Here is a 10,914-nt window from a genome sequence, read left to right on the forward strand (position 1 = left end):
CATGTAAATCGGCAAACTATTTCAAGGTTATACAGGAATTAGACAGGTTGGCGGGAGTACCCTCAACAACCGGCTGATCTTCAGCGCTTGCCCAGATCGACCTCGAAACGGCAGCCATTGGGCTCCATCGTGCTCAGCGTGACGCTCCAGCCTTCGTTTTCACAAATGCGCTGAACCAGCGACAAGCCCAATCCAAGCCCCTCGCCACGCTTTTCGTTGCCGCGCACAAACGGCTGGAACATGGCTTCGCGTTTTTCCTCGGGAATGCCCACGCCCGAATCCTCAACCACAAAACCGTTCTCATTGAGCGTCAGGCGAATAAACCCCTGTTCGGTGTAGTGCAGGGCGTTACGCAGCAGGTTACCCATCACGGCATTGAGCAGCGTCGCGTTGTAACGAGTATCCGGCGGGTTGCCCGGTTCGAACATCAGCTGCAAACCCTTGGATTCGATAGGCGCGCGCCACAGGCAGAGCAAGCTGTCGGCCACTTGCGCGAGGGTGTGCCGGGGCGCGGCGCCAGCGTCTTCGCGCTGGGCACGGGCGAGCATCAGGAAGGTCTGCACCAGCTCGCGCATCTCCTCACTGGCTCGCGCAATGCGCTGAACCTGGGCCTTGCCGCGCTGATCGATACCCGGATTTTCCAGCAACAGTTCACAAGAGCTGGCCAATACCATCAGCGGCGTGCGCAATTCGTGGCTGACGTCGCTGGTGAACAGCCGCTCCCGCGTCAGCGCCTGACGCAGGCGCCCGAGCGTAGCGTCGAACGCCACCGCCAGTTCGCCCACCTCGTCTGCCGCGTAGTCCGGCGCCAGCGGAGGCGCCAGCCCGAGCAACTGGTCGCGATGGCGTACCTGGCGCGCCAGCCGCACCACCGGAGCCATCACCTTGCGCGCCAGAACCCAGCCGAGGAACACCGCCAGCGCCAGACTGAGCACAAAGCCCACCAGCACCACGGCGAACAGCACGCGCTCGCGCTCTTCGAAATCGCTTTGATCCTGCAGCAGCACATAACGACGACCGTCGACCACCTCGACCATCGCGTGGTACGACAGCTGCTCGCGAAAGACTTCATGGAAACCCGAATCCAGGTGCCGCAGGTCCTTGGGCAGCTCGAAGTCGCCCGGCCCGCCACTGAAGTAGAACAGCTGATCCGGCTCCGGCCGGTGGCTCCAGTCCGAGACGTTGTCCATCAACAGCAGGCGTTGCAGATCCCCGCCCAGCCCGGCGGAAATCAGTTTTTCCTCGACCAGGTGCACGGTCGCGACGATGCCCATCGCAAACGCCCCGGCCACCAGCGCACTCATCAGCGCAAAGGCGATGATGATCCGCTGGGCAAGGCTTTGCTTAAACTCCATCGCGGCCCTCGGCCAGGCGGTAACCCACGCCGTGCACGGTGTGCAGCAATGGCTTGGCGAATGGTTTGTCGATCACCTGACGCAATTGGTGGACATGGCTGCGCAGGCTGTCGCTGTCCGGGCAGTCATCGCCCCACAGCGCTTCTTCGAGAATTTCCCGACGCAAAACATGCGGGCTTTTTTGCATCAGCACCGCCAGCAGTTTGAGGCCGACCGGGTTGAGCTTGAGCAATTTGCCTTCGCGGGTCACTTCGAGGGTATCGAGGTCGTAGCTCAGATCGCCGACCTGCAGGGCACGGCGACCGCCGCCCTGGGTGCGGCGCATCACCGCTTCGACCCGGGCTGCCAGTTCCGACAGTGCGAACGGTTTGACCAGATAATCGTCGGCCCCGGACTTGAAGCCCTGCAGGCGGTCGTCGAGCTGGTCGCGGGCGGTGAGCATGATCACCGGCGTGTCGCGACGGGCGTCTTCGCGCAGGCGCTTGCACAGAGTGTAGCCGTCGATGCCCGGCAGCATGATGTCGAGCACGATCAGGTCGTAATGCTCGGTGGCGGCCAGATGCAGGCCCGACAGACCGTCCTGGGCGCAATCGACGGTATAGCCTTTGAGCCCCAGGTAATCGGCCAGATTGGCCAGGATATCGCGGTTGTCTTCGACCAACAGAATTCGCATGGGCACCTCCTACGTACACAGTAACGGCCGTCTTGGCCCGCGCAGCTTACGGCCAAGTGTGGCTCACGGCTAGGCGCCGGGTAGGTTGATTTGACTTAATTGCACGGATCGCCGGACTTGACGAGTTTTTCACGAGCGGCCGACAAATCGCCGACAGAACCAGGCGCAGACTCACGCGGTTGTGCTTCTTTGAAGACCTTATCGATGAAGGAATTGCCATGGTTTCGATCTCTGCCCGCCCCGCTTCAAGGCCTTTGAATGTATGGCTTTGCCTGGGCATTCCCGCCGTCGCGGCGGTCATTCTGGTGTTGCTGGAGCTGACCGACCTGGACATGGATCTGGCGCAGCTGTTTTACGATCCGGTCGCGGGCGACTTCATCGGCCGGCACAGTTACTTTCTCGAAGACATCCTCCACGACCGCGCCAAACAAGTGGTGATCGCCTTTTCGGTGTTTGCCATCCTCGGGTTCATCGGTGCGTTTTTCATTGATCGGCTCAAACCGTTCAAGCGTGAGCTGGGTTGTCTGGTGTTGTCGCTGGGTCTGGCCACCTCGTTTGTCACGCCGGTGAAAGCGGTGACAGCGGTGCAATGCCCATGGAGTCTCGAACAGTTCGGCGGCCACGAAACCTACAGCAAACTGCTGGATCATCGCCCGCCGACCGACAAGCCCGGTCGTTGCTGGCCGGGTGGTCATGCGGCCACCGGTTTTACCTTGTTTGCGCTGTTCTTCGTGCTGCGTGACCGTCGCCCACGGCTGGCCCGTCAGGCGTTCATCTTCGCCTTCGCGCTGGGTTCGGTATTCTCGATCAGCCGGATGATGCAGGGCGCGCACTTCTTCTCCCACAACGTGTGGACGGCGATCTTCTGCTGGCTGATCTGTCTGGGCTCGTATTACTGGATTCTGTATCGCCCGGCAGTCAAGGCTGAAACAAACACGCAGGCCCATCCGGTCAACGTCTGAAACTCTGAAACGCGGGCAATAAAAAACCCCGTCTGCTCTCGCAGACGGGGTTTTTCGTTACAGGGGTAAGGCTGGCTTACATCATGCCGCCCATGCCACCCATGCCGCCCATGTCTGGCATACCGCCGCCAGCTGCACCTTCTTTCTTCGGTGCGTCAGCAACAGCAGCTTCGGTGGTCAGGATCAGACCGCCGATGGAGGCTGCAGCTTGCAGAGCCGAACGGGTGACCTTGGTTGGGTCCAGGATGCCCATTTCGATCATGTCGCCGTATTCGCCGGTAGCAGCGTTGTAGCCGAAGCTGCCTTCGCCGTTCTTGACCTTGTCGACAACCACGCTTGGCTCGTCGCCGGAGTTGGCAACGATCTGGCGCAGCGGCGCTTCAACAGCGCGACGCAGTACAGCGATACCGACGTTCTGGTCAGCGTTGTCGCCTTTCAGTTCGGTCAGGGCTTCCAGAGCGCGGATCAGCGCAACGCCACCGCCAGGTACCACGCCTTCTTCAACGGCTGCGCGGGTTGCGTGCAGGGCGTCTTCAACGCGGGCTTTCTTCTCTTTCATTTCAACTTCGGAACCGGCGCCAACCTTGATCACTGCAACGCCGCCGGACAGCTTGGCCAGACGCTCTTGCAGTTTTTCACGGTCGTAGTCCGAGGAAGTCTCGGCAACCTGGGCACGGATCTGAGCGATACGGGCTTCGATGTCGCCTTGAACGCCAGCACCGTCAACGATGATGGTGTTTTCCTTGGACAGGGTCACGCGCTTGGCGCTACCCAGATGTTCCAGGGTGGTGCTTTCCAGGCTCAGGCCGATCTCTTCGGAGATAACGGTACCGCCGGTCAGAACGGCGATGTCCTGCAGCATGGCCTTGCGACGGTCGCCGAAGCCTGGAGCCTTGACGGCTGCGACTTTAACGATGCCACGCATGTTGTTCACGACCAGAGTCGCCAGGGCTTCGCCTTCAACGTCTTCGGCAACGATCAGCAGTGGACGGCCGGCTTTGGCAACGGCTTCCAGTACTGGCAGCATTTCGCGGATGTTCGAGATCTTTTTGTCGACCAGCAGGATCAGCGCGCCTTCCAGCTCGGCAACCATGGTGTCCGGCTTGTTGACGAAGTACGGGGACAGGTAGCCACGGTCGAACTGCATGCCTTCTACAACCGACAGTTCGTTTTCCAGGCCCGAGCCTTCTTCAACGGTGATCACGCCTTCTTTACCGACTTTTTCCATGGCTTCGGCAATGATGTCGCCGATGGAGTTGTCGGAGTTGGCGGAGATGGTGCCCACCTGAGCGATAGCCTTGGTGTCAGCGCATGGCTTGGACAGGGCTTTCAGTTCTTTGACGATCGCGATGGTCGCTTTGTCGATACCGCGCTTCAGGTCCATCGGGTTCATGCCGGCAGCGACGGCTTTCAGGCCTTCGTTGACGATCGACTGAGCCAGAACGGTAGCGGTGGTAGTACCGTCACCAGCGTCATCGTTGGCACGGGAGGCAACGTCTTTGACCAGCTGCGCGCCCATGTTTTCGAAACGGTCTTCGAGTTCGATTTCTTTGGCGACGGAAACGCCGTCCTTGGTGATGGTCGGAGCGCCGAAGCTCTTCTCGAGGATCACGTTACGGCCTTTCGGGCCCAGGGTCGCTTTTACCGCGTCAGCCAGGACGTTTACGCCAACCAGCATTTTCTTGCGGGCGGAATCGCCGAATTTAACTTCTTTAGCAGCCATGATCGATATTCCTTAAATACTTTGTAGTAGCGGGAAAATGAGCGGGTAATCAGCCTTCGATAACAGCGAGGATTTCGTTCTCGCTCATTACCAGCAGGTCTTCGCCGTCGACTTTCACAGTGTTGCTGCCGGAGTAAGGACCGAACACAACCTTGTCGCCTTCCTTCACGGACAGTGCGCGCACTTCGCCGTTTTCCAGAACTTTGCCCGGGCCTACAGCGAGAATCACACCGTGGTTGGCTTTTTCAGCAGCCGAACCTGGCAGGACGATACCGCCAGCGGTTTTCTTTTCTTCTTCGCTGCGACGGATAACGACGCGGTCATGCAGAGGACGAAGCTTCATTGTCGATCTCTCCTAATTGTGGTTTTCATCGGCCGGTGTAGTCCCGGCGGGTTTAACGAATCCGGCCTGCGCCGGTTGCGGCTCGTCGAGCGAACCGCGGAAGTCTGTCCGACTCAAAATGTCGGAAACCTTTCGGTGACCGATACATAAGGGCGCATAAGCTTATTACAAGGGCGGGGGCTAAAAAATTTTCACGCACATTGCATGAATTCGCCCCACAAACGAACACGGCACCCGAAGGTGCCGTGTCGATGCAGAAGTTACTTGGTATCGCGGTGTTCGAATTCGCCTTCGATCACATCACCTTCGCGACCCAGCGGCTGGCGCGGTGCAGGACCGCCGCGAGGTTGCAGGTCATCGGCGAACGCTCGCTGGCGCATGGCCTGTTCTTCGGCGCGCTGACGCATCTTGTTGGCGACCAGTCGACGACTGAACGGCAACAGCAGCACCAGACCGACCACATCGCTGATGAAGCCCGGCAGGATCAACAGGCCACCGGCCAGGGCCAGCATCAGGCCTTCGAGCATGGTTTGCGCAGGCAGTTCGCCGCGGTTCAGGCTTTCACGGGCACGCAGTGCGGTGGCCAGCCCGGCGACGCGCAGCACGAACACGCCGAACATCGAGCCGAGAATGATCAGCAGCAGGGCCGGGAAAAATCCGATCGAGCCTGCCACTTTGACGAATACGAACAGCTCCAACACCGGGAACAGCAGAAAGAGCAACAAAAAAGGGCGCATCAAAGTTTCCTCAACGCAAGAAATGCCTTGCAGTAAGCCTTAGATGACGTCGCCCTTTCGTGAATTCAAGCGTCGGCCACCGCATTTTTTGGCCAGACCTCGGCGTGAGCCAGAGAAACCAGGGCCTCGCGCACTTGTATCGGCGTATGACAAGGCGCTTGAAACGGCAGCCAGTACAGCGCTTGGCCGATGCGCAGGTGCATGCCTTCGGTGTCGATCCCGGCCAGTTGCGCCGGTACGGTTTTCGGCAGCCCGGCGAGGTCGACGTAATGCGCGATGGCCTTGGCGTGGTCGCTGTTCATGTGCTCGACCATGCTGATTTCGGCCTTGCCGGCGAACGGGTTGGCCAGGGTCAGGTGATCGACCCAGTGGATCGCGCCGAAGCCGCCGATGTAACGATGGCGCACGGGTTTGAGCACCCAGAAATCGAAATCGTGAGCCTTGTGGTAATTCTGCGAATCGGGGAAATAACGGTAGTAGCGCTCGGCGGCGGCTTCGATGGCGGCAGCGTCTTCGAGTTTTTCCGCCTCGGCCAGATAGGTCAGGCGACCGACGGCTTGCACGTCATCGGCCTCACGCTCGCCGACCAGCAGCGAACATTTCGGATCTTTCTGCAGGTTATGGGTGTGCTGGGCGATGCGGCTGATCAGGATCAGCGGCTGGCCCTGCTCGTCCAGGCAGTAGGGAACCACGGAGCCGAACGGAAAACCGGGCATCGATTTGGAGTGGGTCGACAGCACGCCACGGTATTCCTTGAGAAGCAATTCTCGGGCATTCTTAGCCGCTTCAACGCTCAATTTATGACTCCTTAAATAGAATCCGTCGAAAAAACGGACGGGCGCATGGGATTTGTCCCACACGCCATCGGGCAGTTCTCATGTGCGACAGGCCCCTGGCCGGTGCAGATCGAGAGGCTACCTATAAGGACCACTCTGACCTGCTCTCGGGGGCATGCGAATGCAACTCAACGACAAAGTAATCATTATCACTGGCGGTTGCCAAGGCTTGGGCCGCTCGATGGCCGAGTATTTCGCAGGCAAGGGCGCGAAGCTGGCGCTGGTCGACCTGAACCAGGAAAAACTCGATGACGCCGTCGCTGCCTGCAAGGCCAAGGGTGTCGAGGCACGCAGCTATCTGTGCAACGTCGCCAATGAAGAGCAGGTGACGCACATGGTTGCCCAGGTCGCCGAAGATTTCGGCGCGATCCACGGCCTGATCAACAACGCCGGGATCCTGCGCGACGGCCTGCTGCTCAAGGTCAAGGACGGCGAGATGACCAAAATGAGCCTGGCCCAATGGCAGGCGGTGATCGACGTCAACCTGACCGGCGTATTCCTCTGCACCCGTGAAGTGGCGGCAAAAATGGTCGAGCTGAAGAACAGCGGCGCGATCATCAACATCTCGTCGATCTCCCGCGCGGGCAACGTCGGCCAGACCAACTACTCCGCCGCCAAAGCCGGCGTCGCTGCGGCGACCGTGACCTGGGCCAAGGAACTGGCGCGCTACGGCATTCGCGTGGCGGGCATCGCACCGGGCTTCATCGAAACCGAGATGACCCTGGGCATGAAGCCCGAAGCGCTGGAAAAAATGACCTCGGGCATTCCGCTCAAGCGCATGGGCAAGCCGGAAGAGATCGCCCATTCGGCGGCCTACATCTTCGAGAACGACTACTACACCGGCCGGATTCTGGAGATGGATGGCGGGTTGCGCATCTGACCTCTGTCGCGCAATGAAAAACGCCCCGGTGCACAGGCACCGGGGCGTTTTTGTTTAAACCACAGGCATCAATCGTCGCTGATGGTGATATTCGGCATCGCCGGCGAGGCCGCTTCCTGCAACACGATCCGCGCGCCGACGTGACGGGCCAGTTCCTGATAGACCATGGCGATCTGGCTGTCCGGCTCGGAAATCACCGTCGGCTTGCCGCCGTCGGCCTGCTCGCGGATCAGCATCGACAGCGGCAACGAGGCCAGCAACTCGACGCCGAACTGGGTCGCCAGCTTCTCGCCACCGCCCTCACCGAACAGATGCTCGGCGTGTCCGCAGTTCGAGCAGATGTGCACGGCCATGTTTTCCACCACGCCCAGCACCGGAATGTTGACCTTGCGGAACATCTCCACGCCTTTGCGCGCGTCGAGCAGCGCCAGATCCTGCGGTGTGGTGACGATCACGGCGCCAGCCACCGGGACTTTCTGCGCCAGGGTCAGCTGGATGTCGCCGGTGCCTGGCGGCATGTCGATCACCAGATAATCCAGGTCGCCCCAAGCGGTTTGCGTCACCAGTTGCAGCAGCGCGCCGGACACCATCGGCCCGCGCCAGACCATCGGCGTGTTGTCGTCGGTCAGGAACGCCATCGACATTACTTCCACGCCGTGGGCCTGCAGCGGCACGAACCATTTCTGATCTTTGACCTGCGGACGGGTGCCCTCGGGAATGCCAAACATGATGCCTTGGCTCGGGCCATAGATATCGGCATCGAGAATCCCGACCTTCGCGCCTTCGCGAGCCAATGCCAGCGCCAGGTTGGCGGCGGTGGTGGATTTGCCCACACCGCCCTTGCCTGAGGCCACCGCGACCACGTTCTTGACGTTGGCCAGCCCCGGAATCTGCGCCTGGGCCTTGTGCGCGGCGATCACGCTATTGACCTCGACCTTGGCAGTCACCACGCCGTCGAGGTTTTCGATGGCCAGTTGCAGCAATTGCGCCCAGCCGCTCTTGAACAGACCGGCGGCATAGCCGATTTCCAGCTGCACGCTGACGCGATCGCCGGTGATTTCGATGTTGCGCACGCAACCGGCGCTGACCGGATCCTGGTTCAGGTAAGGGTCGGTGTATTGGCTGAGGACGGCTTCCACCGCTGCGCGAGTGACGGCACTCATGGGCAACTCCGATAACAAGACTGGGAAAAGATGGCGGGTATCCTACCCCTTCTGTCCTCCGGACGGCATGTCCGGCAACGATTTGCAGAGGTGAAATATCTTTCCCGGCGCTTTATAGTGGCCGACCTCCGTTTCATCAAGTAGCGAAGCCCCACATGTCCGAACCACGCAAGATTCTCGTCACCAGCGCCCTGCCCTACGCCAACGGTTCGATCCACCTTGGCCATATGCTGGAATACATCCAGACCGATATGTGGGTGCGCTTCCAGAAGCATCGTGGCAATCAGTGCATTTACGTCTGCGCCGACGACGCCCATGGTTCGGCGATCATGCTGCGCGCGGAAAAGGAAGGCATCACCCCGGAACAACTGATCGCCAACGTCCAGGCTGAACACAGCGCCGACTTTGCCGAGTTCCTGGTGGACTTCGACAACTTCCACTCCACTCACGCCGAAGAAAACCGTGAACTGTCGAGCCAGATCTACCTGAAGCTGCGTGACGCCGGGCACATCGCCCAACGTTCGATCACCCAGTATTTCGACCCGGAAAAGAAAATGTTCCTGGCCGACCGCTTCATCAAGGGCACCTGCCCGAAGTGCGGCACTGAAGACCAGTACGGCGACAACTGCGAAAAATGCGGTGCGACCTACGCACCGACCGACCTGAAGGATCCGAAGTCGGCAATCTCCGGCGCCACCCCGGTGCTCAAGGATTCCCAGCACTTCTTCTTCAAGCTGCCGGACTTCCAGGAAATGCTGCAGGCCTGGACCCGCAGCGGCACCCTGCAGGATGCCGTGGCCAACAAGATCGCCGAATGGCTGGACGCCGGCCTGCAACAGTGGGACATCTCCCGCGATGCGCCGTACTTCGGCTTCGAGATCCCGGGCGAGCCAGGCAAATATTTCTACGTGTGGCTGGACGCGCCGATCGGCTACATGGCCAGCTTCAAGAACCTTTGCAACCGCACGCCGGAGCTGGACTTCGACGCGTTCTGGGGCAAGGACTCCACCGCCGAGCTGTACCACTTTATCGGCAAGGACATCGTCAACTTCCACGCCCTGTTCTGGCCGGCGATGCTCGAAGGCGCGGGTTTCCGCAAGCCGACCGGGATCAACGTGCACGGCTACCTGACCGTCAACGGTCAGAAGATGTCCAAGTCCCGCGGCACCTTCATCAAGGCCCGTACCTACCTGGATCACCTGTCGCCGGAATACCTGCGCTACTACTACGCGGCCAAACTGGGCCGTGGCGTGGACGACCTCGACCTGAACCTCGAAGACTTCGTGCAGAAGGTCAACTCCGACTTGGTCGGCAAAGTGGTCAACATCGCCAGCCGTTGCGCCGGTTTCATCCAGAAGGGCAACGCCGGTCTGCTGGTGGACACCAACGCCGCGCCGGAACTGACTGAAGCGTTCCTGGCCGCTGCGCCGAGCATCGCCGACGCCTATGAGGCCCGCGACTTCGCCCGCGCCATGCGCGAAACCATGGCTTTGGCCGACCGCGCCAACGCCTGGATCGCCGACAAGGCGCCATGGTCGCTGAACAAGCAGGAAGGCAAGCAGGATGAAGTCCAGGCGGTCTGCGCCACGGCGATCAACCTGTTCCGCCAGCTGGTGATCTTCCTCAAGCCGGTGCTGCCGCTGCTGGCCGCCGATGCCGAGGCGTTCCTCAACGTCGCCCCGCTGACCTGGAACGACCACACCACCCTGCTGGCCAACCACCAGTTGAACGAATTCAAACCGTTGATGACCCGCATCGATCCGGTAAAAGTGCAAGCCATGACCGACGCTTCGAAAGAAGACCTGACCGCCAGCCAGACCGACACCGGTGCCGCCGCACCTGCCGGCAATGGCGAACTGGCCAAGGATCCGCTGTCGCCGGAAATCGACTTCGACACCTTCGCCGCGGTCGACCTGCGCGTCGCGCTGATCGTCAAGGCCGAACACGTTGAAGGCGCGGACAAGCTGCTGCGCCTGACATTGGATATCGGTGACGAGCAACGCAATGTGTTCTCGGGGATCAAGAGCGCTTACCCGGATCCGTCCAAGCTCGACGGTCGCCTGACCATGATGATCGCCAACCTCAAGCCACGGAAAATGAAGTTCGGCATCTCCGAAGGCATGGTGATGGCGGCCGGCCCTGGCGGTGAAGAAATCTACCTGCTGAGCCCGGACAGCGGCGCCAAGCCGGGTCAGCGCATCAAGTAAGGTTCTGCCCTGACAGATCCCACAGGCGTGCTCCG

General features: G+C 60.5%; 10 protein-coding genes. 3 read left to right on the forward strand and 7 right to left on the reverse strand.

Annotated elements, in window-relative coordinates:
- Nucleotides 1-80: 80 nt before the first annotated feature.
- The gene (locus LOY31_RS23125; RefSeq protein WP_221533554.1) at nucleotides 81-1,355 is read right to left on the reverse strand and encodes a HAMP domain-containing sensor histidine kinase; all 1,275 of its coding nucleotides are present in this window, start codon (nucleotides 1,353-1,355) and stop codon (nucleotides 81-83) included.
- The gene (colR, locus tag LOY31_RS23130) at nucleotides 1,345-2,028 is read right to left on the reverse strand and encodes a two-component system response regulator ColR (protein WP_007953224.1); all 684 of its coding nucleotides are present in this window, start codon (nucleotides 2,026-2,028) and stop codon (nucleotides 1,345-1,347) included. Before colR ends, LOY31_RS23125 begins: the two co-directional genes overlap by 11 nt.
- Nucleotides 2,029-2,246: 218 nt before the next feature.
- On the opposite strand from colR, the gene LOY31_RS23135 reads away from it, so the two are divergent.
- Nucleotides 2,247-2,990 (forward strand): phosphatase PAP2 family protein, encoded by a 744-nt coding sequence (locus LOY31_RS23135; RefSeq protein ID WP_221533553.1) that lies wholly within the window; start codon nucleotides 2,247-2,249, stop codon nucleotides 2,988-2,990.
- 76 nt (nucleotides 2,991-3,066) lie between these two features.
- Here LOY31_RS23135 and groL read toward each other — a convergent pair whose 3' ends face one another.
- The 4 genes from groL to LOY31_RS23155 all read right to left on the reverse strand — a co-directional run bounded on the left by groL (nucleotide 3,067) and on the right by LOY31_RS23155 (nucleotide 6,590).
- The gene (gene groL, locus LOY31_RS23140) at nucleotides 3,067-4,713 is read right to left on the reverse strand and encodes a chaperonin GroEL (RefSeq protein WP_007953220.1); all 1,647 of its coding nucleotides are present in this window, start codon (nucleotides 4,711-4,713) and stop codon (nucleotides 3,067-3,069) included.
- Nucleotides 4,714-4,762: 49 nt separating this feature from the next.
- Nucleotides 4,763-5,056 carry a co-chaperone GroES gene (locus LOY31_RS23145; RefSeq protein ID WP_085606734.1) on the reverse strand — a complete coding sequence of 98 codons (294 nt, stop codon included), beginning with the start codon at nucleotides 5,054-5,056 and terminating at the stop codon, nucleotides 4,763-4,765.
- Nucleotides 5,057-5,316: 260 nt separating this feature from the next.
- Nucleotides 5,317-5,793: an FxsA family protein gene (locus LOY31_RS23150; protein WP_007953217.1), complete on the reverse strand. Its 477-nt coding sequence runs from the start codon at nucleotides 5,791-5,793 to the stop codon at nucleotides 5,317-5,319.
- Between the two features lie 65 nt (nucleotides 5,794-5,858).
- Nucleotides 5,859-6,590 carry a HugZ family protein gene (locus LOY31_RS23155; RefSeq protein WP_007953216.1) on the reverse strand — a complete coding sequence of 244 codons (732 nt, stop codon included), beginning with the start codon at nucleotides 6,588-6,590 and terminating at the stop codon, nucleotides 5,859-5,861.
- Between the two features lie 160 nt (nucleotides 6,591-6,750).
- Between LOY31_RS23155 and LOY31_RS23160 the strand changes: the two genes are divergently transcribed.
- A complete protein-coding gene (locus LOY31_RS23160; protein WP_011335726.1) occupies nucleotides 6,751-7,509 on the forward strand; it encodes an SDR family oxidoreductase in 759 nt (252 codons plus the stop codon).
- 68 nt (nucleotides 7,510-7,577) lie between these two features.
- Here the strand turns inward: LOY31_RS23160 and apbC are convergent, their stop codons facing one another.
- Complete coding sequence (gene apbC / locus LOY31_RS23165; RefSeq protein WP_064383825.1) at nucleotides 7,578-8,672, reverse strand: iron-sulfur cluster carrier protein ApbC; 1,095 nt, start codon at nucleotides 8,670-8,672, stop codon at nucleotides 7,578-7,580.
- 155 nt (nucleotides 8,673-8,827) lie between these two features.
- Here apbC and metG point away from each other — a divergent pair, with 155 nt between their 5' ends.
- Nucleotides 8,828-10,879, forward strand: a complete 2,052-nt coding sequence (gene metG, locus LOY31_RS23170) for a methionine--tRNA ligase (protein ID WP_085606738.1) — start codon at nucleotides 8,828-8,830, stop codon at nucleotides 10,877-10,879.
- The last annotated feature ends 35 nt before the right edge of the window (nucleotides 10,880-10,914 follow it).

Source organism: Pseudomonas sp. B21-021 (genome assembly GCF_024749205.1).
Taxonomy (GTDB): domain Bacteria; phylum Pseudomonadota; class Gammaproteobacteria; order Pseudomonadales; family Pseudomonadaceae; genus Aquipseudomonas; species Aquipseudomonas paraglycinae.

Bases quoted from the DNA above. Each gene is read 5' to 3' on its own strand.
- apbC (WP_064383825.1), bottom strand. From the start codon at position 8,672: ATGAGTGCCGTCACTCGCGCAGCGGTGGAAGCCGTCCTCAGCCAATAC.
- LOY31_RS23145 (WP_085606734.1), bottom strand. From the start codon at position 5,056: ATGAAGCTTCGTCCTCTGCATGACCGCGTCGTTATCCGTCGCAGCGAA.
- colR (WP_007953224.1), bottom strand. From the start codon at position 2,028: ATGCGAATTCTGTTGGTCGAAGACAACCGCGATATCCTGGCCAATCTG.
- LOY31_RS23135 (WP_221533553.1), top strand. From the start codon at position 2,247: ATGGTTTCGATCTCTGCCCGCCCCGCTTCAAGGCCTTTGAATGTATGG.
- groL (WP_007953220.1), bottom strand. From the start codon at position 4,713: ATGGCTGCTAAAGAAGTTAAATTCGGCGATTCCGCCCGCAAGAAAATG.
- LOY31_RS23125 (WP_221533554.1), bottom strand. From the start codon at position 1,355: ATGGAGTTTAAGCAAAGCCTTGCCCAGCGGATCATCATCGCCTTTGCG.
- metG (WP_085606738.1), top strand. From the start codon at position 8,828: ATGTCCGAACCACGCAAGATTCTCGTCACCAGCGCCCTGCCCTACGCC.
- LOY31_RS23150 (WP_007953217.1), bottom strand. From the start codon at position 5,793: ATGCGCCCTTTTTTGTTGCTCTTTCTGCTGTTCCCGGTGTTGGAGCTG.
- LOY31_RS23160 (WP_011335726.1), top strand. From the start codon at position 6,751: ATGCAACTCAACGACAAAGTAATCATTATCACTGGCGGTTGCCAAGGC.